This is a genomic window from Amycolatopsis sp. NPDC104819 (assembly GCF_055583145.1).
This window is the reverse complement of sequence record NZ_JBVJON010000013.1, coordinates 67,484-92,789: the sequence shown is the minus strand read 5'-3', so window position 1 is coordinate 92,789 and position 25,306 is coordinate 67,484. Positions and strand designations below refer to the sequence as shown.

At 72.9% G+C, this 25,306-nt stretch carries 21 protein-coding genes and 1 pseudogene; 16 read left to right on the top strand and 6 right to left on the bottom strand.

Annotated elements, in window-relative coordinates:
• Window positions 1–6 precede the first annotated feature (6 nt).
• On the top strand, window positions 7–270 hold the full coding sequence (gene mftB / locus ACZ63E_RS34895) for a mycofactocin biosynthesis chaperone MftB (RefSeq protein ID WP_465340488.1): 264 nt from the start codon (window positions 7–9) through the stop codon (window positions 268–270).
• Here mftB and ACZ63E_RS34890 read toward each other — a convergent pair.
• Entirely contained in the window at window positions 267–2,000 is a 1,734-nt protein-coding gene (locus ACZ63E_RS34890; RefSeq protein ID WP_465340487.1) for a pyruvate dehydrogenase, read from the bottom strand. The genes mftB and ACZ63E_RS34890 overlap by 4 nt on opposite strands.
• A 70-nt stretch (window positions 2,001–2,070) precedes the next feature.
• Between ACZ63E_RS34890 and ACZ63E_RS34885 the strand changes: the two genes are divergently transcribed.
• From ACZ63E_RS34885 to ACZ63E_RS34875, 3 genes are read left to right on the top strand one after another with little or no spacing between them, the layout of a single operon-like run.
• Window positions 2,071–2,970 carry a LysR family transcriptional regulator gene (locus ACZ63E_RS34885; RefSeq protein WP_465340486.1) on the top strand — a complete coding sequence of 300 codons (900 nt, stop codon included), beginning with the start codon at window positions 2,071–2,073 and terminating at the stop codon, window positions 2,968–2,970.
• A 51-nt stretch (window positions 2,971–3,021) separates the two neighbouring features.
• Window positions 3,022–4,119: a calcium:cation antiporter gene (locus ACZ63E_RS34880; protein ID WP_465340485.1), complete on the top strand. Its 1,098-nt coding sequence runs from the start codon at window positions 3,022–3,024 to the stop codon at window positions 4,117–4,119.
• Complete coding sequence (locus ACZ63E_RS34875) at window positions 4,119–5,003, top strand: cobalamin-binding protein (protein ID WP_465340484.1); 885 nt, start codon at window positions 4,119–4,121, stop codon at window positions 5,001–5,003. Before ACZ63E_RS34880 ends, ACZ63E_RS34875 begins: the two co-directional genes overlap by 1 nt.
• 10 nt (window positions 5,004–5,013) lie before the next feature.
• Here the strand turns inward: ACZ63E_RS34875 and ACZ63E_RS34870 are convergent, their stop codons facing one another.
• The 3 genes and pseudogenes from ACZ63E_RS34870 to ACZ63E_RS34860 form a co-directional block, all read right to left on the bottom strand.
• The gene (locus ACZ63E_RS34870) at window positions 5,014–6,972 is read right to left on the bottom strand and encodes a PP2C family protein-serine/threonine phosphatase (RefSeq protein ID WP_465340483.1); all 1,959 of its coding nucleotides are present in this window, start codon (window positions 6,970–6,972) and stop codon (window positions 5,014–5,016) included.
• Window positions 6,900–7,385: an ANTAR domain-containing protein gene (locus tag ACZ63E_RS34865; RefSeq protein WP_465340482.1), complete on the bottom strand. Its 486-nt coding sequence runs from the start codon at window positions 7,383–7,385 to the stop codon at window positions 6,900–6,902. The genes ACZ63E_RS34870 and ACZ63E_RS34865 overlap by 73 nt, the downstream gene beginning before the upstream one ends.
• Window positions 7,386–7,389: 4 nt before the next feature.
• A pseudogene (locus ACZ63E_RS34860) lies at window positions 7,390–11,933 on the bottom strand (HAMP domain-containing protein).
• Between the two features lie 340 nt (window positions 11,934–12,273).
• On the opposite strand from ACZ63E_RS34860, the gene ACZ63E_RS34855 reads away from it, so the two are divergent.
• Window positions 12,274–13,428, top strand: a complete 1,155-nt coding sequence (locus ACZ63E_RS34855; RefSeq protein ID WP_465340481.1) for an NAD(P)/FAD-dependent oxidoreductase — start codon at window positions 12,274–12,276, stop codon at window positions 13,426–13,428.
• Here ACZ63E_RS34855 and ACZ63E_RS34850 read toward each other — a convergent pair.
• Entirely contained in the window at window positions 13,423–14,394 is a 972-nt protein-coding gene (locus ACZ63E_RS34850) for a magnesium transporter CorA family protein (protein ID WP_465340480.1), read from the bottom strand. The genes ACZ63E_RS34855 and ACZ63E_RS34850 overlap by 6 nt on opposite strands.
• A 283-nt stretch (window positions 14,395–14,677) precedes the next feature.
• Between ACZ63E_RS34850 and ACZ63E_RS34845 the strand changes: the two genes are divergently transcribed.
• Genes ACZ63E_RS34845 through ACZ63E_RS34830 form a run of 4 tightly spaced genes read left to right on the top strand, consistent with a single transcriptional unit; the run spans window position 14,678 to window position 16,081 of the window.
• Complete coding sequence (locus ACZ63E_RS34845) at window positions 14,678–14,941, top strand: hypothetical protein (RefSeq protein WP_465340479.1); 264 nt, start codon at window positions 14,678–14,680, stop codon at window positions 14,939–14,941.
• Window positions 14,890–15,465: a hypothetical protein gene (locus ACZ63E_RS34840; RefSeq protein ID WP_465340478.1), complete on the top strand. Its 576-nt coding sequence runs from the start codon at window positions 14,890–14,892 to the stop codon at window positions 15,463–15,465. Before ACZ63E_RS34845 ends, ACZ63E_RS34840 begins: the two co-directional genes overlap by 52 nt.
• Window positions 15,393–15,788, top strand: a complete 396-nt coding sequence (locus tag ACZ63E_RS34835) for a class I SAM-dependent methyltransferase (RefSeq protein WP_465340477.1) — start codon at window positions 15,393–15,395, stop codon at window positions 15,786–15,788. Before ACZ63E_RS34840 ends, ACZ63E_RS34835 begins: the two co-directional genes overlap by 73 nt.
• Window positions 15,785–16,081, top strand: a complete 297-nt coding sequence (locus ACZ63E_RS34830; RefSeq protein WP_465340476.1) for a hypothetical protein — start codon at window positions 15,785–15,787, stop codon at window positions 16,079–16,081. Before ACZ63E_RS34835 ends, ACZ63E_RS34830 begins: the two co-directional genes overlap by 4 nt.
• Window positions 16,082–16,390: 309 nt before the next feature.
• Here the strand turns inward: ACZ63E_RS34830 and ACZ63E_RS34825 are convergent, their stop codons facing one another.
• Window positions 16,391–18,610: an ATP-binding protein gene (locus tag ACZ63E_RS34825; RefSeq protein WP_465340475.1), complete on the bottom strand. Its 2,220-nt coding sequence runs from the start codon at window positions 18,608–18,610 to the stop codon at window positions 16,391–16,393.
• 113 nt (window positions 18,611–18,723) lie between these two features.
• On the opposite strand from ACZ63E_RS34825, the gene ACZ63E_RS34820 reads away from it, so the two are divergent.
• Genes ACZ63E_RS34820 through ACZ63E_RS34790 form a run of 7 tightly spaced genes read left to right on the top strand, consistent with a single transcriptional unit; the run spans window position 18,724 to window position 25,304 of the window.
• Window positions 18,724–19,686: an AraC-like ligand-binding domain-containing protein gene (locus ACZ63E_RS34820; RefSeq protein ID WP_465340473.1), complete on the top strand. Its 963-nt coding sequence runs from the start codon at window positions 18,724–18,726 to the stop codon at window positions 19,684–19,686.
• A gap of 39 nt (window positions 19,687–19,725) precedes the next feature.
• On the top strand, window positions 19,726–20,487 hold the full coding sequence (locus ACZ63E_RS34815) for a MoaF C-terminal domain-containing protein (protein ID WP_465340472.1): 762 nt from the start codon (window positions 19,726–19,728) through the stop codon (window positions 20,485–20,487).
• Window positions 20,488–20,498: 11 nt separating this feature from the next.
• Window positions 20,499–20,894, top strand: a complete 396-nt coding sequence (locus ACZ63E_RS34810) for a nuclear transport factor 2 family protein (protein ID WP_465304533.1) — start codon at window positions 20,499–20,501, stop codon at window positions 20,892–20,894.
• Entirely contained in the window at window positions 20,891–22,060 is a 1,170-nt protein-coding gene (locus tag ACZ63E_RS34805; RefSeq protein ID WP_465340471.1) for an ABC transporter substrate-binding protein, read from the top strand. Before ACZ63E_RS34810 ends, ACZ63E_RS34805 begins: the two co-directional genes overlap by 4 nt.
• 10 nt (window positions 22,061–22,070) lie before the next feature.
• A complete protein-coding gene (locus tag ACZ63E_RS34800) occupies window positions 22,071–22,931 on the top strand; it encodes a branched-chain amino acid ABC transporter permease (RefSeq protein WP_465340470.1) in 861 nt (286 codons plus the stop codon).
• On the top strand, window positions 22,918–24,615 hold the full coding sequence (locus tag ACZ63E_RS34795) for a branched-chain amino acid ABC transporter ATP-binding protein/permease (protein ID WP_465340469.1): 1,698 nt from the start codon (window positions 22,918–22,920) through the stop codon (window positions 24,613–24,615). Before ACZ63E_RS34800 ends, ACZ63E_RS34795 begins: the two co-directional genes overlap by 14 nt.
• On the top strand, window positions 24,612–25,304 hold the full coding sequence (locus ACZ63E_RS34790) for an ABC transporter ATP-binding protein (protein WP_465340467.1): 693 nt from the start codon (window positions 24,612–24,614) through the stop codon (window positions 25,302–25,304). Before ACZ63E_RS34795 ends, ACZ63E_RS34790 begins: the two co-directional genes overlap by 4 nt.
• Window positions 25,305–25,306: the final 2 nt, after the last annotated feature.

The following is a 25,306-nucleotide window of genomic DNA, read 5'->3' as shown; positions in this document are numbered from 1 at the left end:
TCCACAATGGACCTCGACACCGCGTACCGGCTGAACCCGCTGGTGGCGTTGCGCCCCGAGCCGTTCGGGGCGCTCGCCTACCACACGGGCAGCCGCGAACTGTCCTACCTGACGTGCCCGGAGCTGGTGCGGTTCGTCCGCGCGCTGGCGATGCACGCCTCGCTCCGCGACGCGCTCGACGCCGCGGAGCTGGGCGGCACCCGCCGGGCGCGGATCCTCGCCGCGCTGGAAACCCTGGCCGACACCGGGGTCATCGTCGCCGACCCCTAGGGCCGCGGCGCGTTGCGCAGGTTGGTGCGCGCCAGGTCGACCATCTTGCCGACACCGCCGTTGAGCACGGTCTTCGTGGCGCCCAAGGCGAACCCGCGGACCATCTCGCCGGTGATCCGCGGCGGGATCGACAGCGCGTTCGGGTCGGTCACCACCTCGACCACCGCCGGGCCGTTGTGGGCGAAGGCCTTCTCCAGCGCGCCGCGGACGTCGGCCGGGTCCTCGACGCGTTCGGCGAAGATCCCGCACGCCGCCGCGATGGCCGCGAAGTTCACCGGCGGGTGGTCGGTGCCGAAGTCCGGGAGGCCGTCGACGAGCATCTCCAGCTTCACCATGCCCAGCGTCGCGTTGTTGAACACCACGACCTTCACCGGGACGTCGTAGGCGGGCAGCGTCAGCAGGTCGCCCATCAGCATCGCGAGCCCGCCGTCGCCGGAGAGCGACACGACCTGGCGGCCGGGCTGGGCGAGCTGCGCGCCGATCGCGTGCGGCAGCGCGTTCGCCATGCTGCCGTGCCGGAACGAGCCGAGCACACGCCGGCGGCCGTTCGGGGTCAGGTACCGCGCGGCCCAGACGTTGCCCATGCCGGTGTCGACGGTGAACACCGCGTCGTCCGCGGCGACCTCGTCGAGCACCGAAGCGACGTACTCGGGGTGGACCGGCCGGCGGTTCTCGATCTTCGTCGTGTACGCGCCGACGACCTTCTCCAGCTTCCGCACGTGCTCGCGCAGCATCCGCCCGAGGTAGGTCCGGTCGGTGCGCGGGCGCAGCAGCGGCAGGAGGGCCCGCAGCGTCTCCTTGACGTCGCCGTGCACGGCCAGGTCCAGCGGGGTCCGGCGGCCGAGGCGCGACGCGTCGTGGTCGATCTGGATCGTGCGCGCCTGCGGGAGGAACTTGTCGTACGGGAAGTCGGTGCCCAGCAACACGATCCGGTCGGCTTCGTGCATCGCGTCGTAGCAGGCGCCGTAGCCGAGCAGGCCGCTCATGCCGACGTCGAACGGGTTGTCGTACTGGATCCACTCCTTGCCGCCGAGCGAGTGCCCGACCGGCGCCGCGAGCTTCTCGGCCAGCGCCATCACCTCGGCGTGCGCGCCCCGCACCCCCGCGCCGGCGAACAACATGACCTTCTCGCCGTTGTTCAGCAGCTGGGCCAGCTCGGCGACCGTCTCCGGCGACGGCACCGCGGGTGACGGCGTCACGAGCGGCAGGCGCTCGGTCAGCGGGCCGGTCGCCTTGCGGTCGGCGAGGTCGCCGGGGATGGTCAGCACGGCGACACCGCCCTTGCCGACGGCGGCCTGGGTGGCGATCCGCAGCAGCCGCGGGAGCTGCGCCGGGTCCGCCACGACCTCGCTGAAGTGGCTGCATTCGGCGAAGAGCCGGTCCGGGTGGGTCTCCTGGAAGAAGCCGGTGCCGATCTCGTTCGACGGGATGTGCGACGCGATCGCGAGCACCGGCGCGCCGGAGCGGTGCGCGTCGAACAGGCCGTTGATCAGGTGCAGGTTGCCGGGCCCGCAGCTGCCCGCGCAGACGGCGAGCTTGCCGGTGACCTGCGCTTCGGCGGCCGCGGCGAAGGCGGCGGTCTCTTCGTGGCGGACGTGCACCCACTCGATGCCGCCGGTGCGGCGGACCGCGTCGACGATCGGGTTGAGGCTGTCGCCGACGATGCCGTAGATGCGCTCGACACCCGCGTCCCGCAGGGTCCTGACCAGCTGTTCTGCCACGGTTGCCATACCTCCAGCGTGGCCCGTCCCGATCGATGCGTCCAATGCCTGATGGGATGAAAATCCATACACTGGGGACATGGACGTCCAGACGCTCCGGCTGTTCCGCGAGGTCGCCGCGGGCGCGACCGTCACGGAGACGGCGGCGCGCGGGCACCTCACCCAGCCCGCGCTCTCCCGCGCCCTGCGCCGGCTGGAGCACGACGCCGGCGCCGAGTTGTTCCGCCGGTCCGGGCGCGTGCTGCGGCTGACCCCGGCCGGGCACGCGTTCAAGCGGCACGTCGACCTGGTGCTCGACCAGCTCGACCAGGGGCTGCGCGAGGTCGGCGAGATCGTCGCGCCGGGCACCGGCGTGGTGCCGCTGGCCTTCCTGCACACCTTCGGCACCTGGCTCGTGCCCGAGATCCTGCGGGGCTTCCTGCGCGACTACCCCGGCGCCCGGTTCGAGCTGCGCCAGCACGGCGAGGCCGGCCTCGAGGCCGAGCTGCTGGACGGCACCGCGGACCTGGTGCTCACCAGTGACGACCCCGGGCACCCGCAGCTGCGCTGGACACGCCTGCTCGTCGAGCCGCTGCGGCTCGCGGTGCCGCCGCAGCACCGGCTGGCCCGGCGCGACCGCGTCCGGCTCACCGAGCTCGCGGACGAGACGTTCATCCTCCTGCGCCCGGGTTACGCGCTGCGCGAAACCACCGAGCGCCTGTGCGCCGAAGCCGGGTTCACCCCGCGCATCGGGTTCGAGGGTGACGAGGTCGAGACGTTGCGCGGCCTCGTCACCGCCGGGCTCGGCGTCTCCCTGCTGCCGTTGCCGCACACAGGCCTGGTCCCGGCGCCACACCTGGAGCTGACCGATGTGGACGCCGCGCGCGACATCGGGCTCGCGTGGGCGGCGGGCCGGACTCTCCCGCCGTTGAGCGAAACCTTCCGGCGGCACGTCCTCGGCGCGTTCGACCGTCCACAAGGGACTGTGTCGGAAATGTGAGAATCGCCGTACGACCACGCAAAGTGACCGCCGGTGTGACAGGGTGGAGGCATGGTGCCCGCGCTGAGATCCTTCCTGACGTCCTGGACCTCCGTCACGCCGGTGCTCGCCGTGCTCGTGCTGGCGCTCGCCTGGGGCCGCGACCTCGGCGCGGTGTTCGTGGCGATCGTCGCGGTCGCGCTGGGGGCGACCGTGCTGGCCGCGGTGCACCACGCGGAGGTCGTCGCGCACCGGGTCGGCGAGCCGTTCGGGTCGCTGGTGCTCGCCGTCGCGGTCACCGTCATCGAGGTCGCGCTGATCGTCACGATGATGGTTTCGGGTGGCCCGGAGGCGGGGTCGCTCGCGCGGGACACGGTGTTCGCGGCGGTGATGATCACGACCAACGGCATCGTCGGCATCTCACTGCTCGTCGGCGCGCGCCGCTACGGCGTCACCCTGTTCAACTCCGAAGGCAGCGGCGCGGCGCTGGCGACGGTCGCGACCCTGGCGTCGCTGAGCCTGGTGCTGCCGACGTTCACCTCCAGCACCCCCGGCCCGGCGTTCTCGCCGGCGCAGCTGACCTTCGCCGCCGTCGCGTCGCTGGCGCTGTACGCGACGTTCGTGCTGACGCAGACGGTGCGCCACCGCGACTTCTTCCTCCCGGTGGCCGCCGACGGCGAGGTCAAGGAGGACGACCACGCCGAACCGCCGACGAACAAGGCCGCGCTGGGCAGCCTCGCGCTGCTGCTGGTGGCGCTGGTCGCGGTGGTCGGGCTGGCGAAGGTGGAGTCCCCGGCGATCGAGGCGGGCGTGCGCGCGGCCGGGTTCCCGCAGTCGTTCGTCGGCGTGGTGATCGCGCTGCTGGTGCTGCTCCCGGAGACCCTGGCGGCCACCCGCGCGGCCCAGCGCGACCGGATGCAGATCAGCCTCAACCTGGCCTACGGCTCGGCGATCGCGAGCATCGGCCTGACGATCCCGGCGATCGCGCTGGCGTCGATCTGGCTGCCGACGGAGCTGCTGCTCGGCCTGGGTCCGACGCAGATCGTGCTGCTGGCGCTTACGGTGGTGGTGAGTGTCCTGACGGTCGTGCCCGGCCGGGCGACGCGGCTGCAGGGCGGTGTTCACCTGGTGCTGCTGGCCGGGTTCCTGGTGCTGGCCGTCAACCCCTGATGCGGATCGTCTCGCTCCTGCCCGCCGCGACGGACCTCGTCGCGGTGCTCGGACGGCTGCCCGACCTGGTCGGCCGGACCCACGAATGCGACTGGCCGCCGGGGGAGGTCGAGCACGTCCCGGTGGTGACGCGGGCCGAGTTCGACCCCGATGCCTTGTCCAGCCGGGAAATCTCCGAGGCGACCCACCTCGGGTCCGGGCTCTACACGCTCGACGGCGCCCGGCTCGCCGGGCTGGCTCCCGACGTCGTGTTCACGCAGGACCTGTGCGAGGTCTGCGCGGTGTCCTACCGCCAGGTGTCCGAAGCCGTCCGCACACTCGACTCCGGACCGCTCGTGGTGAGCCTCGAACCGGCCACGCTCGACGGTGTCCTCGACTGCCTCCGCCAGGTCGGCGACGTGCTCGGCGTGCCGGACCGCGCCGAGGCCGAGATCACCGCCCTGCGAGCACGCCTGGACGCGCTGGATCCCCGGTTTCCCCGGCGGCGGGTCGTCGCGCTGGAGTGGCTGGATCCGCTCTGGCCGGCGGGCCACTGGGTGCCCGAGCAGATCGCGTTGGCCGGCGGCGAACCGCTGCTCGCCGAACCCGGCGAACACACCCGGCCAGTCGAGTGGGACGCCGTGGTCGAAGCCCGGCCGGACGTGCTCCTCCTGATGCCGTGCGGGTTCGCGCCGGAGCGCACGGTGGCCGAGGCGCCGAAGCTTGCGGAGCTGCCGGGCTGGGCGGACCTGCCCGCGGTGCGGGCCGGGCAGGTCTGGATCCTCGACGGCCCGGCGCACTTCAACCGCCCGGGCCCGCGGGTGGTCCACGGGGCGGAGATCCTCGCGGAGATTCTCGGCGGCGGCGATCCGGCCGACGCCCGGCGGCTGCCCTTCACCCGATGAAGCGACCGGCTCACCTGCCCCGCGTGACCTCGATGCCCACCACGCAGGTGTCGTCGTCGGTGTCCGCCGTGCTGTAGGTCAACAGCGTGTCCAGCTGGTGCTCCAACCCGCCGCCGTGGCCTTCCACCAGGGTCACCAGGCGGGACACCGACTCCTGCACCGGACGGTCGCGGCGCTCGATCAGGCCGTCGGTGTAGATCAGCAGGATGTCGCCCTCGTCGAGCTGGAGCTCCTCCTCCTGGTACGTCACGTCCCTCACCGCGCCGAGCAGTGAGCCGCGGATCAGCGGCAACGTCGTCGCGGTGCCGGCGGTATGGCGCACGATCGGCGGCAGGTGCCCGGCCCGCGCCCAGCGCAGCTTGCGGGTCGCCGGGTCGTAGACGGCGGCGACCGCGGTCGCCGTCACGTGGTCGGTCAGGTGGTAGGCCACCTGGTTGAGCCAGGTGAGCAGCTGGGCCGGCCCGGCGCCGGTCGCCGCGAGGCCGCGCAGGGCGTTGCGCAGGCTCACCATCCCGGTCGCCGCGTCGATGCCGTGCCCGGCGACGTCGCCGACGCACAGCAGCACGCCGCCGGTCGGCAGCGCGACCGCGTCGTACCAGTCGCCGCCGACCAGGTGCTCCTTCTCCGCGGGCCGGTAGCGGACCGCGGCACGCAGGCCCGGCATGTCGATCGGGCCGGTCGCCGGCGGCATGATCGCGTGCTGCAGCTGCAGCGTGAGCCGGTTGCGCTCGATCGCCTGCTGCTCGGTCTCGGCCAGCCTGTCGCGCGTCGCGGCCAGCGCCACCTCGGTCCAGTGCTGCGCCGAGACGTCCTGGTAGGCGCCGCGGACCGCGACCAGCTCACCACGGCCGTCGACGACCGGCTCGGCGACCACGCGGATGTAGCGCGCGACGCCGTCCGAGCGCTGCAGCCGGAACGCCGTCGACGACGGGCGCTGGTGGTGCAGCACCGCGCGCAGGAACCGGCCGATGGCCGGCGCGTCGTCGGAGTGCGCGTGCCCGGCCAGTTCGTGCAGCGACAGCGGCGCGGCGTTCGGCGGCAGGCCGTAGAGCGCGAACAGCTCGGTGTTCCAGGTGATCGCGCCGGTCACGACGTTCTCTTCGAACCCGCCGATGCGCCCGAGCCGCTGGGCGTGCTGCAGCAGCACGGCGAGCTTCGCGGCGTCGTCCTGGATGCGCAGGATCAGCAGCACGTTGCCGGCGAACCGGGTCACGCTGACGTCGCTGAGCACGGTCAGCGGCACCTGGTCGACCAGGGTGGTGATCGCCATGCTTTCGGCGCGGAACGGCTCGCCGGTGGCGTAGACGCGCTGGATCATGTCCAGCAGGCCGCTCTCCTCGGCCGCGAGCGGGTAGCTCTCCAGCAGCCGGGTGCCGACGATCCGGCTGCGCGGGCGCCCGCCGGGGTCGGCGAACCGGACGTTGGCGTGGTGGATGCGGAAGTCGCTCAGCCGGCCGCCGTCGAGGCACGGCGAGAGCAGCACGGCCGGGTCGTGCAGGCCGTCGACGAAGGCCACCAGCTCGCCGAGGAAATCCCCGGAGCCGTCCGCGGCCACCGGCGCGATGACGCCGTCCCAGGTGTCGAGCGTGTGCGCGCACAGCTCCGCCAGCGCCTCCAGCTGCCGGCGCAGCCGGCCCGGTTCGGCGGGCAGCGGGTCCGGCCAGCACATCTCGACCACGCCGATGATCCGCCCGCCGGTGCCGGTGGGCACCGCGGCGCGGCCGCCGCCGGAGAGCGTGTGCTGCCCGATCGAGGGCAGCCCGGCGGTGCCGAGCGCGGGGAGCCAGACGAAGTCGCGCTCGGTCAGCGCGCTGCGGGCGGGGGTCGCCACGCCGGGCGGGACGTAGCGCCAGCGCGCCGCCTCTTCGGCGGAGAAACCCGCCGATCCGGCCAGGGTCAGCGACCCGTCCGGCCCGGCGAGCCACACCGCGACCGCCGTCGCGCCGAGCGGGCGCAGCGCGTGCTCCAAATGGACTCCGCGACGCGCTGGGTGTCCCCCGCCGCGAGCACGCCGCTTTCGGCCGTGCGCAGCCGCACCGCGACCGACTCCTCGCCGTCCGCGCGGGCCAGGAACTCCTGTGCCACCTCGCTGATGCGGTCTTCGGCGGCCTCGCCGACGACGTCCGCGGCGATCTCCAGCGGGGTCATCCCGGCCTGCTCGGCCAGGGTCTCCAGCTGCCGCGCGGCCGCGGCGGGGGTGCATCGCAGGCGTTCCATCAGCACCCCCTTGGCGAGCTCGATCAGCGCGCGGCCGTCGGCGACGGCGTGCGCGTGGTCGACCTCGCCGCGCAGGCGCGCGACGGTGTCGGCGAGCCGGGCGAGGTTGGCGGAGACCTCGGCGGGCGGCGCGAGCACCGGGAGCGTCTCCTCTTCGGCGGTCACCCGATCACGCCGTCACGTGCCGCTTGATGCGGGCGATCAGGTCGTCCGCGTCGACCGGCTTGGTCACGTAGTCCGTGGCGCCCGAGGCGAGGCTCTTCTCCCGGTCGCCCGGCATCGCCTTCGCCGTCACCGCGACGATCGGGATCGCCGCGTGCCGCGGCATCGCGCGGATCTTGGCGGTCGCGGTGTAGCCGTCCATCTCCGGCATCATCACGTCCATCAGGATCAGGTCGATGCCGGGGTGCGACGCCACCGTCTCGACCCCCTTGCGGCCGTCCTCGGCGTGCAGCACCTGCATCCCGTGCAGCTCCAGGATCCCGGTGAGCGCGTAGACGTTGCGCGGGTCGTCGTCGACGATCAGCACCGTGCGCCCGGCCAGCGTCGTGTCGACGTCGGCCGCCAGCACCGGCGCGGCGGGCTCGTCCGGGCGGACCAGCGGCAGCACCGCGCCCGGCTCCTCGGCCGACAGGTGCAGCGCGATCCGCTCGCGCAGCTCGTCCAGCCCGGACAGCACCTCCAGCGACTGGACGTCCGCGCGGGACTGCACCAGCTGCTCCAGCTCACCGTCCAGGCGGCGGCTGTTGTGCGCGAGGACCGGCACCAGCCGCAGCGCGGCGTCCCCCTGCATCGCGTCGAGGAAGCCGAACGCGGCCCGCTCCGGCAGGTCCAGGTCCAGCACGACGCAGTGGTAGGCGTCGGTGGCGAGCGCGGCCGCGGCTTCCTGCGTCCCGACCGCCGTGACGACCTCGACGTCGGCTGGAGAGATGCCGATGTCCCGGCTGTCGGCCAGGTCCGCGGCGGCGCTCTCGGCGACGAGCGTCAGCAGGCCGTGCTGGCGCTCCTCGACGACCAGCAGCCGCCGGTGGGCCCGCGGCGCCGACGTCGCGAGCCCGGTGCCCGCGTCGCCGATCGAGACGGCCTTGCCGGGGTGCTCCCCCGCCGGCAGCGCGGCGAAGTCCGGGCGCGCCACCGGCAGCGAGAACGTGAACGTGCTGCCTTCGCCGGGCGTGCTTTCGGCGGTGATGAACCCGCCGAGCAGCTGGGCGATCTCGCGGCTGATCGACAGGCCGAGCCCGGTGCCGCCGTACTTGCGGCTGGTGGTGCCGTCGGCCTGCTGGAACGCGCCGAAGATCGACTCCAGCTGGTGCTCGGCGATGCCGATGCCGGTGTCGATCACCCGGAACGCGACGGCCGGGCCGTGCGCGCGCAGCGGCCGCGGCAGCCGTTCGGGCTCGACCGGCTCGATGTGCAGCTCGATCCCGCCGACCTCGGTGAACTTGACCGCGTTGGACAGCAGGTTGCGCAGCACCTGCCGCAGCCGCGAGTCGTCGGTGAGCAGCTCGGACGGCGAGCCGGGGGCCACGGTGATCCGGAAGTCGAGGGTGCGCTGCGAGGTCATCGGCCGGAACGTCGCCTCGACGTAGTCCAGCAGCCCGCGCAGCGGCACCTGCTCCGGGGTGACGTCCATCTTCCCGGCCTCGACCTTCGACAGGTCGAGGATGTCGTTGATCAGCTGCAGCAGGTCCGAGCCCGCCGAGTGGATGATGCCCGCGTACTCGACCTGCTTGGCCGTGAGGTTGCGGGTGGGGTTCTGCGCGAGCAGCTGGGCGAGGATGAGCAGGCTGTTGAGCGGGGTGCGCAGCTCGTGGCTCATGTTGGCCAGGAACTCCGACTTGTACTTCGACGCGATCGTCAGCTGCTGGGCGCGCGCCTCCAGCTCCTGGCGCGCCTGCTCGATCTCGAGGTTCTTCGTCTCGATGTCGCGGTTCTGCGTGACGAGCAGCGCCGCCTTCTCCTCCAGCTCGGCGTTGGACGACTGGAGCTCCTCCTGGCGCGCCTGCAGCTCCTCGGACCGCGTCTGCAGCTCGGCGGTGAGCCGCTGCGACTCGCCGAGCAGCTCGTCGGTGCGGGCGTTGGCGACGATACTGTTGACGTTGACGCCGATCTGCTCCATCAGCAGTTCGAGGAACGCCCGGTGCACCGCGGTGAAGCCGTGCACCGACGCCAGCTCGAGCACCCCGAGCACCTGGTCCTCGACGACGATCGGCAGCACGATCAGGCTGGCCGGCGCGGTGCTGCCGAGCGCGGAGGAGATCGTGGCGTAGCCGGGCGGGACGTCGTCGACGGCGATCGGGCGGCGGCTGCGCGCGGCCTGCCCGACCAGCGACTGGCCGACCCGGAACCGGATCGCGGGGCCGTCGCCGACAGCGCCGGATTCCGGGTGGCCGTACGCGCCGACGAGCCGCAGCTCGGGGACCTCGGCGGTGTCGTCGGCGAGGTAGAACGCGCCGAACTGGGCGTTGACCAGCGGGACGAGCTCGTCCATCACCGCGGCCGCGACGACGGCGAGGTCGCGGCGGCCCTGCATCAGCCCGGTGATCGTGGCCAGGTTGGACTTGAGCCAGTCCTGCTCCTGGTTCGCCCGCGTGGTTTCGCGCAGCGACTCGACCATCGAGTTGATGTTGTCCTTCAGCTCGGCAACCTCACCGGAGGCGTCGACGGTGATCGAGCGGGTCAGGTCGCCCTCGGCCACGGCGCTGGTGACCTCGGCGATCGCGCGGACCTGCCGGGTGAGGTTCCCGGCCAGCTCGTTGACGTTCTCGGTGAGCCTCTTCCACGTGCCGGACACACCTTCGACCTCGGCCTGGCCGCCGAGGCGGCCTTCGCTGCCGACCTCGCGCGCCACGCGCGTGACCTCCGCGGCGAACGCCGAGAGCTGGTCGACCATCGTGTTGATCGTGGTCTTGAGCTCGAGGATCTCGCCGCGGGCGTCGACGTCGATCTTCTTCGTCAGGTCGCCCTGGGCGACGGCGGTGGTCACCTGGGCGATGTTGCGGACCTGCCCGGTGAGGTTGTTCGCCATCGAGTTGACGTTGTCGGTGAGGTCCTTCCAGGTCCCCGCGACGTTCGGCACGCGGGCCTGGCCGCCGAGCATGCCTTCGGTGCCGACCTCGCGCGCCACCCGGGTGACCTCGTCCGCGAACGCGGACAGCGTGTCCACCATCGTGTTGATGGCGCGGCGACCTCACCCTTGGCCTCGACGGTGATCTTGCCGGACAGGTCGCCACGCGCGACGGCCGTGGCGACCTGGGCGATCGAGCGGACCTGGCCGGTCAGGTTGGACGCCATCACGTTGACGTTGTCGGTGAGGTTCTTCCAGGTCCCGGACACGCCGCGGACGGTCGCCTGGCCGCCCAGGTTGCCCTCGGTGCCAACCTCGCGCGCCACCCGGGTGACCTCGTCCGCGAACGCGGACAGCTGATCCACCATCGTGTTGATGGTGTCCTTCAGCTCGAGGATCTCGCCGCGCGCGTCGACCCGGATCTTCTGCGACAGGTCACCGCGCGCGACGGCGGTGGTGACCTGGGCGATCGAGCGGACCTGCGCGGTGAGGTTGTCGGCCATGACGTTGACCGACTCGGTGAGGTCCTTCCAGGTGCCGGAGACACCCTTGACGTCGGCCTGCCCGCCCAGCCGGCCCTCGGTGCCGACCTCACGCGCCACCCGGGTGACCTCGTCCGCGAACGCGGACAGCTGATCCACCATCGTGTTCAGCGTGTCCTTGAGCTCCAGGACTTCGCCGCGGGCCGTCACGTTGATCTTCTGCGACAGGTCGCCCTTCGCGACCGCGGTGGCGACCTGGGCGATGTTGCGGACCTGGTCGGTCAGGTTGCCCGCCATGAAGTTCACCGAGTCGGTGAGGTCGCGCCAGGTGCCCGAGACGCCCTTGACGTCGGCCTGGCCGCCGAGCCGTCCTTCGGTGCCGACCTCGCGCGCCACTCTCGTGACCTCGTCGGCGAACGACGACAGCTGGTCCACCATCGTGTTGATCGTGCTCTTCAGCTCGAGGATCTCACCCCGGGCGTCGACGGTGATCTTCTGCGAGAGGTCGCCCTTCGCCACCGCCGTGGTCACCTGGGCGACGTTGCGGACCTGGTCGGTGAGGTTCCCGGCCATGAAGTTCACCGAGTCGGTGAGGTCGCGCCACACGCCGCCGACGCCGGGCACCTGGGCCTGGCCGCCGAGGCGGCCTTCGCTGCCGACCTCGCGCGCCACCCGGGTGACCTCGTCCGCGAACGACGACAGCTGGTCCACCATCGTGTTGACGGTGTCCTTCAGCTCCAGGATCTCGCCACGCGCGTCGACGTCGATCTTCTGCGACAGGTCGCCCTTCGCGACCGCCGTCGCGACCTGCGCGATGTCGCGGACCTGGGTGGTGAGGTTGCCGGCCATGGCGTTGACCGAGTCGGTGAGGTCCTTCCACGTGCCGGACACGCCGGGGACCTTCGCCTGCCCGCCGAGCTGCCCCTCGCTGCCGACCTCGCGCGCGACGCGGGTGACCTCGGAGGTGAACAGCGACAGCTGGTCGGCCATGCCGTTGAACACCGTGGCGATCTCCCCGAGGAGACCGTCGGCGCCGCCGGGCAGCCGGATGCCGAAGTCGCCGTCGCGCACCGCGGTCAGGCCGGACAGCAGCCGGCGCAGCTCCTGCTCCCCCGCCTCGCCCACGCCCGAAGCGCCCGCACCCGGGCGCCCGCCGTCGACCATCGCCCCACCCATCGCCCCACCCGTTTCTTCGGTTGTCGGCGCCCCGGCGCCGCCCCGGTGTGCACACCGGATGGCTCAGCATAGTGCAGCCGTACTAAGCTGAGCGGCAACGGTTGAGCAACCAGCCGCACCCGCGCCGACGCACGTTTCCCAGGCGGTGCTCGCGAGTCTTTCCTTCCCTCCCAGGCCATCCGGCCATACTGACCCGTTCGGCTGAACGGCGGTACGACCTCCGCTGACGCGCGCGCCGCCGGCCCTCGTCTATGTCCACTATGGACACTCCACTGTGGAGGGCCGGCGGCGCGGGTGTGCGCGGCGCGCCCAGCGGGTACCCCCGGGCATGGATGCCGAGAACCTGGTCGTCGTCGGCAGCGGGCCGGCCGGCGTGTCCGCCGCCCGTGCCTACCGGGAAGCGGGCGGCACGGGAGCCGTCCACCTGCTCACCGCCGACGCCGACCCGCCCTACGAACGCCCGCCGCTGTCCAAGGAGTTCCTGCGCGGCGAAGACGAGCTCTCGTTGCTGGAGAAGGACTTCCTGGCCGGGAGCGACGTCACCGTCAGCGTCGGCGACCCGGTGGTCGAGCTGGGAACCGGGCACGTCCGCACGGCCGCCGGGGTCGAGCACCCGTTCACCACGTGTGTGCTCGCCACGGGCGCCGAGCCCGCGCGGCCCGACGTGCCCGGCGCCGGTCACCCGGACGTGCGGATCCTGCGGTCGGCCGCCGACTCCCGCGAACTGCGCGAGGCCGCATCCGGCGTCCGGAGCGCGATCGTCGTGGGCGCGGGGTTCATCGGCTGTGAGGCCGCGGTGAGCCTGAACCGCCTCGGGCTCCAGGTGACGGTCGTGTGCCCGGACGACGTCCCGCAGGAGCGGCGCCTCGGCCACGAGGCCGGCGAATTCCTCCTGCGGTGGCTCAAGTCCGAGGGGGTGAGCGTGCTGCGCGGCACGAAGCTGCAGTCGATCGAGGACGGCTACCGGGTCCGGACCGACCTGGTGCCGGTCCTCGACGCGGGACTGGTCGTGCTCGCCACCGGCGTCCGGCCGCGGATCGCGCTGGCCGAGGCCGCCGGGCTGGCCATCGAGCAGGGCCGGATCCGCACCGACGAGCACCTGCGCACCAGCGCGCCCGGCGTGCTCGCCGCCGGCGACGTCGCCTTCGCCCACAACCCGGCGGCCGGCCGCGCCCTGGCCGTCGAGCACTGGGGTGAGGGCCTCGCGATGGGCGAGGTGGCCGGCCGGACCGCGGCCGGCCAGGACGCGTCGTGGGACGAGGTGCCGGGCTTCTGGTCGGTGATCGGCGACCGCGTGCTCAAGTACGCGGCCTGGGGTGACGGCTTCGACCGCGCCCGCCCGGTCGCGCACGACGGTGGCGGTTTCACGATCTGGTACGAACGCGACGGCGCGGCGGTCGGCGTCCTCACCCACGAGGCCGACGACGACCACGAGCGCGGCCGGGAGCTCATCCGACGCGGCGCCCCGGTGCCCGCGTCATAGCCAGTCCTTCTTCTTGAAGAGCGCGTACAGCCCCACCGACAGCACCACCAAGAGGATCGCCGAGGTCCAGAACCCGCTCATCGCCCCGTTCCCCGGGTACGGCACGTTCTGGCCGTAGAAACCGGTCACCGCGGTGGGCACCGCGATCACCGCGGCCCACCCGGTGACCTTCTTCATGATCAGGTTCAGCCGGTTGCCCTGCAGGTTGAGCTGGGTCTCGCGGACCGTCGCGATCAGCTCCCGCAGCGCCTCGGTCTGCTCCGCGGCCTGCTGCGCGTGGTCGTGGACGTCCTCGAAGTACGGGCGGGTCAGCTCGTCGGCCAGCCGCAGGTCCGGCCGCATCAGCGAGCTGACCACCTCGCGCATCGGCAGCACGACCCGGCGCAGCGCGGTCAGGCTCTTGCGCAGCCGGAACGAGCGGCGCTGCAGCTCGGACTGGTCCGGGCGCTCGTCGAAGACGAGGTCTTCGAGGGCTTCGACCTGTTCGTCGAGGGCCTGGACGGACTCGGCGTGCCCGTCGACGACGTAGTCCAGCAAGCCGTGCAGGAGGAACGGCACGCCCGCCTTCGCCAGGTCGGTCCCGTCGTCCCAGCGGCGCACGACCGCCTCGATGTCGAACCCGTCGTCCTTGCGCACCGTGACCAGCGCCCACGGCGTGACGAACGCGGCGAGCTCGTGGGTCGTGACGCGCCCGCTCTCCGCCCGGAAGTCGACGGCGTAGGCGGTCAGGAAGGCGTGCCCGTCGTAGCGGTCGAGCTTCGGCCGCTGGTGCTCCTGGACGGCGTCTTCGACGGCCAGCCGGTGCAGGCCGAGCTCCTCGGCGAGCTGGGCCAGGTCCGCTTCGGACGGTGCGCAGAGGTCCACCCACACCGCGGTGTCCGGTTCGGCCAGGAAGTCGGAAACCTCCTCGACGGGGAAGTCTTCCTTCAGCAGCGCGCCGTCGCGGTAGGCGCGGGTTCGTGTCATGTCCCGAGAATGCCCGGCCCGGAAACCGTTCACACGCCCGCGTAACACACGCGAACGGGGGTACTCGCCGATCTTGTGAGCACGTTCGCCGCACGCCGCGGGCACGCTCGATCTGCCACTGCCCGGCGAGCGGACGGCGGAGCGCTGGGCCGCGCCGGCGGCGTTCGGCCGGCGCGACCTGACGCTGGCCCGCCTCGCCGAAGCGGGCCGCTCCCCCGTTCCCGGCGCGCTCTACGGCGTCTGGGCGAAGTCCGGTGGCACCGGCGCGGCGCTGGAAGACGACGTGCTGACCGGCACGGTCCGGTTCTGCTCCGGGTTGTCCCTGCTCGAACGCGCCCTGGTCGCGGCGGGCGACCGGCTCGTCGAGGTGGACCTGGCCGATCCGCGCGTGCGGCGGCACCCGGACACCTGGCAGGCCGTCGGGATGGACGCCTCCGACAGCGGCGCGAGCTGTGGGATTCCCTGCGGGCGCAAGGACTTTCCGGGGTCGAGCCGGTGTGGGCCGGTCTCCCGGGCTCCGATCTGGCCGCGCACGAGGACGAGCTGACGGCCGTCCTGCGTGAGCACGCCGCTGGCCACGACCTATGCCTGCTGCCGGGGCCGGGCGCCCCGCACCCCGACCACCAGGCCGCTGCGCGGGCGGCGGCGCCGGTGCCCGCGCAGTGCTGGTCGTACCCGATCTGGTTGTGGCACTGGCTGCGTCCCGACGACCCGGCGATCCCCTGGGACCGCGCGCGGTCGCTGCGGCTCACGGAAGCCGAGCGGGACACGAAGGCCGCGGCCATCCGGACGTTCACCTCGCAGCTCAACCCCGGCCCGCGCGGTGAGGAGCCGATCCTGCCGGAGGAGGTGCTGGCCCACTTCTCCGGCGGCGCCGAGGTGTTCTTCCGCGAGCCGCCGCGCACGTCGGCGCCGGTGAGCCGGTTCGCGTCGCTGTCGCCGCCACCGAGGACCCGTGGTCGGTGGGCACGAAGTGGTACGAGCGGCGCAAACGCGCGATGGTCCTGGCGTGCCTGCCCGACGAGCACTACGCCGAGGTCGTCGAGCCGGCCTGCGGCGTCGGGGCGCTGACCCGGGAGCTGGCGGACCGGGCGGGCCACCTGGTCGCGTTCGACCCGGTGCCCGCCGCGGCCGAGCGCACGCGCGCCGCCGTCGCCGATCTGTCCCATGTGGACGTCCACATGGGAGCGGTGCCCGCCGCGATTCCCGCGGGGCCGGTCGATCTGCTGCGGCCGGGCGGGCACCTGCTCGCGGTGCACTGGCTGCCGTGGGCCCCCGAGGCGCCGCGCGACAGCCGGGACGCGCACGCCCGGCTGCTCGCCCACCCGGCGCTCGAGCCGCTGGTCGAGCACACCGACGAGCAGTTCCTGCTGCACGTGCCGAGGCGCCGGTGATCTCGGCGGTCGGCGTGGTCGTCGCGGGAACGGCCGAGCTGTCCGCGCCGTTCAGCTCGTCGGCCCGGGCGCTTTCGCAGTACGACCACGTCCTGGACCACGCACGCACGACAGAGGGCCACGGCTCGGTCTACGGCGCGAACCTCGGCGTCCGGGCGGACGCGTTCGACGTCGTCGGCGGCTTCGGCCCGAGGGCGACCGGCGAGGACCACGACTTGTGGCACCGCCTCGGCCGGGCACGGGACGGCCTTGCCGCGCTGCTGCGGAGCTTGGCCGAGGACACGGTCGCCTGAGCGACGACGGTTGTAGAGGTCCTTCGTAAAGGTTGTCGCTGTCGCGCCCCACCTCACCCGGGCGAAGATCGGCTGGCCGCAGCTCCCGGACGAGGAAGGCACCGGTGACCACCGCCTGGATGACGCTTCCGGCCGCGCTCCTCGCGGCGACCGTCCTCACCGGCACGCCCGCCGCGGCCGACGAGCCGTCGACGCACCTGGTCTTCGTCGAGCGGGTCCGCGACACCGTGCTCCTCACCTGCGCGCCGCATGCCGGAACGATCAGCTGCCACGCCGCCCACCGGCCCCGGCCCTACTTGACCGCCGTCGTCACAACGCTTCCAGCTCGGCCCGGACCGCTGTCACGTGCGCCTCACCGCCGTACTCCCCCAGCATCTCCAGCGCTTCCGTGAGCACCTCCCGCGCCCGGTCGCGGGCGCCCGCGCCGAGGTGAGCGCGGCCCAGCTCGGCGAGCGTCATCGCCTCGTACAGCCGGACGCCGGCCTCGCGCCAGAGTGCGACACTCCGGTTCAGCTCCGAAACGGCGGAGGCGTACTGCCCCTCTTCGCGGTGCACGATGCCGATGCGCATCCAGCCGTACGCCATCCCTCTTACGTCTCCGGTGTGCTCGCCGACCGAGACGGCTTCGGCGGAGTACGCCAGCTCACGGCCTCGGTCACCCTGACGGCCGTACAACACCGCGAGGTTGACCAGGTTCAACGTCTCGACGTGCGCCTGGCCCAGCGACCGGTTCAGCGCCAGGCTCCGCTCGCCGAACTCGATCGCCGTCTCGACGTCGTCGCCGAGGCCGAACACAAAACACAGGTTGTTGAGCGCGCCGGCGAGCTGGCGCTCGTCGCCGATCGCCTCCCAGTCCGCGAGGCTCCGCCGGAGGTGGGCGTGCGCACGGCGGAAGTCGGCCGCCTCACCGCCGTGGGCGAGCTCGGCTTCGGCGACGCCGAGGTCGTTGCGCAGGGTCGCGGCCGCCACCGGGTCGACGCCGTCGACCAGCTGTAACGCCACCTCGTCGACCTGGATCGCGTCACGCCAGCGCGCCCGCGCCCGGTGGTACTCGTACAGGCCCAGCCCGACGGCGGCGATCGTCTCGGGCGGCACTCCCGGTGTCGCCGCGGCCTGCCGCACCACCGTGACCAGGTGCGCCTGGTGCCGGTCGAGCCAGCCGAACACCTCGTCCGCCGACGCCGACATCGGACCCGCGCCGGTCCACCGCCCCGCCGCCCAGTCGTGGCGGTGCGACGCCGCCGAGACCAGCGCCATGCTCTGCCACGCCATCGCCGCGCACAGCTCCACCACCCGGGTGACCGCCGCGGCTCGTTCGCCCGCGGGCAGCCGCGCCGCGTGCTCGCGGGCGTACAGCCGCAGCAGGTCGTGCAGCCGGTACCAGCCGGGAGCGGGCGTGGTCAGGAGGTGGCAGTCGGTGAGCCGCTCCAGCAGCTCCTCGGTCTCCCGCTCCGGCGCGTCGAGCAGCCGGCTCGCGACCGCCACCGACAGCTCCGGGACGTCGAGCAGGGACAGCAGCGGGTACGCGCGGGCGGCGACCGGGTCCAACGCGCCGAACGCCAGCCCGAAGCTGGCCCGGACGCCCGTTTCGTCGAGCCGGCGGCGTTCGTCGTCGAGCCGGTGCGCGAGGTGCGCGACCGGCCAGTGCGGCCGGGTGGCCAGCCGCGCGCCGGCCAGGTGCAGGGCCAGCGGGAGGTGACCGCACAGCCGCGCCACCGCCCGGGCCGCCGTGGGTTCGGCCGCGACGCGGTCCGCGCCGATCTCCGCGGCCAGCAGGCGCAGCGCGTCCGGCTCGGGCAGCACGTCGAGCAGCACCTGGTGCGCCTGCGGCAGGTCGGGCAGCGCGACGCGGCTGGTGACGATCGCCGCCGAGCCGCCCGCCCCGGGCAGCAGCGGCGCGACGTGCCCGGCGTCGCTGGCGTTGTCGAGGACCAGGAGCACCCGCTTCCCGGCGAGCAGGGTGCGGAAGCGCGCGGACGCGGCTTCGAGCGACCACGGTGTCGGCGGTTCCCCGCCGAGCTCCCGGATCAGCCGGTCGAGCAGGTCGAGCGGCTCCGGCGGGTCGGCGGCGTGCCCGCGCAGGTCCAGGTGCAGCGATCCGTCCGGGAAGCGCCGGGCGAGCCGGTGCCCGGCTTCCAGCGCCAGCGCCGTCTTGCCGATCCCGGCCATCCCCGCGATGGCGACGACCACGCCTTGCCGGGGCGCCTCGAAGAACCCGAGCAGCCGCTCGAGCTCGGCATCCCGGCCGGTGAACGCGGCCACCCCGCCGGGCAGCTCCCGCGGGACGACGGCCGTGCCCGCCGGGGTTCCGGGCCGCGCGGCCGCGGCGGTGAAGGCGGCCCGGTCGTCGTCGGCGAGGTCGAGCGCGCCGGCGAGCCGGTCGAGCGTTTCGCGGTGCGGGAACCGGCGGTCGCCGCGTTCGAGCGCGCCGACGGCCTGCGCGCTGAGCCCCGCCTTTTCGGCCAGTGCCTCCTGGGTCAGCCCGGCCGCGCGCCGCAGCCGGCGCAACCGTGTCCCGAACGCGTCCATCACCCTCCCCCCGCGAGGGATCCTACGTCGGGGCGCCCGGAGCATTGTCGGCGAAGATCGTATCGCTTATCGTATATGACACTGCTCCCCTCTCGACGCTGCGAGGTGACCCCGTGTCCGCCCCCACGACCCTCATCGCCCGCGACTTCACCGAGTTCCGCACCGCGGTTTCGCAGTCGTTCGTCCCCCTGCGCGTCACCGCGGGTGGCGACACGTTCCGCGGCCGGATCCGCTCGGCCCGCGCCGACGAGGTGCAGGTCTCCGAGGTCACCGCGGCGCCCCACGTCGTCGAGCGCACGCCCGAGCTGATCGCGCGCGGCGAACGGCGGTTCTACAAGCTGAGCCTGATCCTCGCCGGCACCGGGCTGCTGGTGCAGGACGACCGCCAGGCCGTGCTGCGCCCCGGCGACGTCGCCCTCTACGACACGCACCGGCCGTACTCGCTGGTGTTCGAAGAGGACTTCCGCACACTCGTGGTGATGTTCCCGCAGCGGCTGATCGACCTGCCCGCCGAGCTCGTCGGCCGGCTGACGGCGGTGCGGATGTCCGGCAAGGAAGGCGTCGGCAACGTCGTCGTGCCGTTCCTCGCCCAGCTCGGCGGCAACCTCGAGCAGCTGGCCGGCCCGGCGGGCGCGCGGCTCGCGCACAGCGCCGTCGACCTGCTCTCCACGCTCGTCGCGACCGAGCTCGACCTCGCGCACGCCCAAGCGGATCCGCACCACGAGCTGATGCGCCGGATCCGCGCGCACATCGACACGAACCTGCACTCCGCCGACCTCACCCCGGCGCGGATCGCGGCCGAGCACTTCATCTCCACGCGGCACCTGCACGGGCTGTTCCAGGAGCAGGGCACCACCGTGTCCGGCTGGATCCGCACCCGGCGGCTCGAGCACTGCCGCCGCGACCTGCTCGACCCGGTGTACGCGAGCCGCCCGGTCGCGGCCATCGCGGCGCGCTGGGGGTTCGTCGACGCCGCGCACTTCAGCCGGGTGTTCAAGACGGCGTTCGGCCGCGCGCCGAGCGAGCTGCGGCGCGAGTTGACCGTGCGCGACGGGTTGTTGTCCGCGGGCGCGTGACCGCTCGCCGGGCGGGCGGGCCGACCCGACGATGGGCCCATGCCCGAAGCCCCCACCGACGGCTGGCGCACCTACGACGAGTTCGCCGCCGGGATCGCCACCTACCGCCTGCCGAACGCCGACCTCTCCGGTCGCGACGTCACGATCACCCTCGACGACGGTGAAGTTCTCGCACTGAGCTTCAAAGACGCGGAAACCGTTGTCCACAACGGTGTCGAAGACCCGTACGACGCGGTCGCCGTGCGCGACGACGTCTTCTTCGTGAACCTGCCGCTCACCAGCGTCGAAGGCGAAGCGCTGACCGTCGTGTATTCGACGGCGACGCATCGCGCGCTCGCCGTCCGGTCCGTGATCGGCGCCGAAGACGTGGTTCCCCGGGTCTCCCAACGGTTCTCCGCGGGGGTCACCGACGGCGGGCCGCCCACCGGGGACGTGCCGGGGCCCTCCCGTGACCTCATCGGGAAGCGCAACCTCTACCGCTACAGCCCCGACCACCTCTACGAGCACGTCTACGTCTCGTCGGAGCGCTACGCCTGGCAGTGCCTCGAAGGCGTGCAGCGCGGCCACGGCGACATGGACCTCTCGACCGTGTGGAAGTTCGCCGACGGCCTCTACCTCTTCTGCTTCCGGGAGTTCCGGATCGCCGTGGCGAGCGTGTGGCTGCACGACCTCGGTTACGCCCTGCGCACCACCGGCGTCTTCCTCGGCCTGACCGGCGACGGCCGGTCCGAGCACTCCCGCGCCGGAGGCCACGTCTACCCGCTCGGCTCGGTCGGCTACCCCGACGCCCAGCCCGTCTGAAGGAGCCGCAAGTGTCCAACCTGGACGTCATCCGCGCGCATTACGCCGCCAGCGACCGCGGCGACCTGCCGGGCATGCTCGCCCCGCTCGGCCCGAAGACACAGTGGACGGAGGCCGCCGGATTCCCGTACGCGGGCACCTACACCGGCCCCGAAGAAGTCCGTGAGCACGTCTTCGAAGCGATCGGGCGCGACTGGGACGGCTACCGCTTCACCCTCGCCGACCTCCTCGACGCCGGCGAGACGGTCGTCGGCGTCGGCACCTACACCGGGACCCACCGCGGCACCGGAAAGTCCTTCACCGCCCGCGTCGCGCACCTGTGGCGCTTCGACGGCGGCGAAGTCCTCTCGTTCGAGCAGATCGTCGACTCCGCGCCCGTCGTGGCCGCGGCCCGGGAGAACTCATGAGAAAGATCCTTCCCGTCCTGGTGGCCGCCTCCCTGCTCGCCGCGGGCTGCGCCGGGTCCGGCGCGGGCGGCGGCGGCCCGATCGTCGTCGGATCGGTGAACGCGCTGAGCGGCGCCGCCACCTTCCCCGAGGCCTCGCAGGCGGCGAAAGCCGTGTTCGACGCGGCCAACGCCGCCGGCGGGGTCAACGGCCGGAAGATCGAGTACAAGGCGATCGACGACAAGGGTGATCCGGCGGCGGCCGCGGCCGCCGCCCGCGAGGTGGTCGGTGGCGACGACGCCGTCGCGCTCGTCGGGTCGTCGAGCCTCATCGAGTGCGAGATCAACTCGAAGTACTACGAGCAGCAGAAGATCCTTTCGGTGCAGGGCATCGGCGTCGACCCGGCCTGCTTCGCCAGCCCGAACATCGCGCCGGTCAACGTCGGCCCCTTCCACGACATGACGCTCACCCTGCTCTACGGCTCGGAAGTGCTGAAGCTGACCGACATCTGCGCGCTGCTGGAGATCGCGGGCAACACGCTCCCGGCGTACCAGGCGGCGATCGACGAGTGGACGAAGATCACCGGCAAGAAGCTGAAGTACGTCGACTCGACCGTCCCCTACGGCGGCTCGGACTACACCTCCTACGTCGTCAAGGCGCGGTCGGCCGGCTGCAAGGCGATCACGGTCAACCCGGTCGAGCCGGACTCGATCGGCCAGCTCAAGGCCGCGCAGGCGCAGGGCTGGACCGACGTCACGTGGCTGCTGCTGACCAGCGTCTACAGCGAGAACTACGCGAAGGCGATCTCGAACGCCGGCGCGGGTGTGTACGTCCCGGCCGAGTTCTACCCCTTCACCGACGCCGGCAGCCCGCAGACGAAGGACTGGCGCGACCTGATGACGAAGAACAAGATCCCGCTGACGTCGTTCAGCCAAGGCGGGTACCTCGCGGCGAAGTACTTCCTCGACGTCGTGCGCGGCATCAAGGGTGACCTCACCCGCGAGTCGGTCACCAAGGCGCTGCGCGAGATGAAACCGGTCAGCGACCCGATGGTCGGGACGCCGTACGTCTTCGGGCCCGCGCCGACCCACCACGACAACACCGCGGGCTGGCCGATCAAGCTGGCTTCCGGGACCAACCGGTGGGAGCTGGCGGCGCAGGACTGGCTCCGGATCCCCCGGTCCTAGGAGGACACTCATGCTCCAGGGCGCTTTGGCCGGGCTGGCCGCCGGCGGCCTCTACGCGGTGCTCGCGGTGTGCCTGACGCTCATGTCGCGGCTGGTGCGGGTGGTCAACTTCGCGCAGTCCGCCACCGGGATGTTCGGCTGTTACGTCGCAGTGTTCCTCGCCGTCCACTTAGGACTTCCCGAGTGGCTGGCGACGCTCGCCGGGATCGTGCTGGGCGGCCTGCTGAGCGCGGTGCTCGGCTGGATCGTCTCGACCTGGCTCGCCGAGGCCGACACCGGGACCCGGTCGGCGGTGACCGTCGCCGTGCTCCTGCTGCTGATCTCGCTGGCGTTCATCCTCTTCGGGAACAAGCCGCAGCCGTTCCACCCGCTGCTGGCCGGGCCGGCGTTCACCCTCGGCGGGGTGGTCGTCAGCCAGGTCACCGTGGTCACGGTGGCGCTCGCGGTGCTCGTGGCGCTCGGCTGCCGCGCGGTGCTGGCCCGCACCACGCTCGGCGTCCGGCTGCGGGCGCTGTCGGAGCGGCCGACCACGGCGGAGCTGCTGGGCATCCCCGCCCGGCCGCTCTCCGTCGGTGTATGGACGGCGACCGGGGTGATCGCGACGCTCGCCGTGTCGATCGTCGCGCCGTCGCAGTCGAACGACCCGACGTCGCTGGCGATGCTGGTGGTGCCGGCGGCCGCGGCGGCGCTGCTCGGCGGGTTCCGGCGGCTCGACCTGGCCGTGGCGGGCGGCCTGGTGCTGGGCATGGCCCAGGGCGCCGTGGCCCAGTCCGACCGGCTGTCGGTGCTGCGGTACTTCCTCCCGTTCCTGGTCATCGTGGCGCTGCTGCTGTGGACGCAGCGCAAGGAGGTGTGGGATGCGGCTCGCTGAGCGGTTCGGGCTGCCGCTGCTCGTCGCGGCCGTCGCCATCGGCGTGGGCTACGCCCTGAGCGTCGGGCTGGAGGGGTACTTCGTCTACCTCGGCGTCAGCGCCGTGGTCGCGGCGATCGCCCTGCTCGGGCTCGGGGTGGTCACCGGCACCGCCGGGATGATCTCCCTGTGCCAGCTGACCTTCGCCGCGGTCGGCGCGTTCGTCGTCTCGGCATGCAACGTCGCGGGCGTGCCGGGCGGGTTCGTCGTGTGGCTGCCGCTCGGCGGCCTGGCCGCGGCGCTGGCCGGGGTGCTCGTCGGGCTGCCCGCCCTGCGGCTGCGCGGCATCACGCTCGCCGTCGTGACGCTCGGGCTCGCCGCGGCGGCCGACCTGACGCTGGTGCAGATCCAGTTCCCGGGCGCCACCGAGGGACTCTCGGTCGAACGGCCGGACGCGTTCTCCGACGACCGGTCCTACTTCCTGTTCGCGGTGCTGGTGCTCGTCGCGTGCGGGCTCGTGGTGCACTTCCTGCGCCGTGGCCGCTGGGGCAGCAGCTGGCACCTGGTCGCCTTCTCCGAACGCGGCACCGCCGCGGTGGGCGCCGGCGTCCGGACGTCGAAGCTGACGGCGTTCGCGGTCAGCGCCGCGCTCGGCGGGATCAGCGGCGGGCTGCTCACCGGCCAGGTCGGCCTGGCGTTCCCGGCGAGCTTCACCTCGATCCAGTCGCTCGCACTGTACGTGTTGGCGATCATGTCCGGCGCGCACCTGATCGACATGGCGGTGTTCGGCGCGCTGCTCTGGGTCGCCGTGCCGGAGCTGCTGAAACGCTGGGGTGTGCCGCAGGACTGGGGGTTCGTGATCTTCGGTGTGCTCGGGATCCAGGCGCTCACCGGGCGCGGCAACCTCGGCACGGCCTGGCGGAACCTCTGGCACCGGTCCCGCGGGCCGGCCGGCCTCGGGCTCACCGACGTCGCCGAAGCCGAGCCGCTGCCGCTGGGCGGCCCGGTGCTGGAAGTCCGCGGCCTGAGCGTCTCGTTCGGACACGTCAAGGCACTGTCCGAAGTGGACATCTCGGTGCCGGAACACGGCGTGCTGGGCGTGATCGGGCCCAACGGCGCCGGGAAGTCCACTTTGGTCGACGTCATCAGCGGGTTCCTGCCGAGGGCGACCGGAACCGTGACGCTCGACGGCCGTCCCCTGACCGGCTCCCCCACGCGGCGGGCCCGCGCGGGGCTGCGGCGGACGTTCCAGCAGGACCGCGTCCCGCCGGGCCTCACCGTCGGGGCCTACGTGCGGTTCGTCGCCCGCCGGCGGCTTCCGGGCACCGAAGTCGCCGACGCGCTGGAGTTCTTCGGCTGCCCTTCACCGCGGACGCCGTTGTCGCGGGTGGACGCCGGCGCGCGGCGGCTCGTCGAGGTCGTCGGGCATCTGCTGGCGCGGCCCCGGGTGCTGCTGCTCGACGAACCGGCGGCCGGGTTGCCGCACGAGGAGCACGTGGCGTTCGGGCGGCGGCTGCGTCAGGTTCCGGCGCGGTTCGGCGTGTCGGTGCTGCTCATCGAGCACGACCTCGACCTCGTCCGGTCGGTGTGCGACCGGCTGACGGTGCTCGACTTCGGCGAGGTGCTGGCGAGCGGGCCGCAGGCGGACGTGCTGGCCGACCCGGCCGTCCTGAAGGCGTACATGGGTGAAACGGAGCTGCTGTGAACGTGTTGCGAGTCGAGGGCCTGACGGTGAAGCGCGGCGCCGGCCCGGTGATCCGCGACGTCGGGTTCACCCTCGAGCCCGGCCGCATCACGGCGCTCGTCGGGCCGAACGGCGCCGGGAAGACCAGCCTGCTCGAAGCGGTGTCGGGGGTGGTGCCGTGCGCCGCCGGCCGCGTCCACGTGGGCGGCGTCGACGTCACGCGGCAGTCACGGGTGGCGCGGGCGCGGCTCGGGCTGGCGCACATCGAGCAGGGCCGGGCGGTGTTCCCCGGGCTCACGGTCCTGGAAAACCTCCGCCTGACCGCGCGCACGTCGGCGCAGCTCGAGGCCGTGCTGGACCTGTTCCCCGAGCTGGACAAGCGCCGCGACTCCCCCGCGGCGCTGCTGTCGGGCGGCGAGCAGCAGATGGTGGTGCTGGCGCGGGCCTTCGCGGCGCGGCCGGCGTTCCTGCTCATCGACGAGATGTCGCTGGGCCTCGCGCCGGTGGTCTTCACCCGCCTGCTCCCCGTGGTGACGCGCTTCGCGGCCGAGGGCACGGCGATCCTGCTGGTGGAGCAGTTCACGCAGGCCGCGCTGGGGGTGGCCCAGGACGCCTTGGTGGTCTCCTCCGGCCGGGTCACGTACGCGGGGGACGCCCGGACCCTGCTGGACGCCCCCGCCACGCTCCACGCCGCCTACCTGGGCCGGTGACA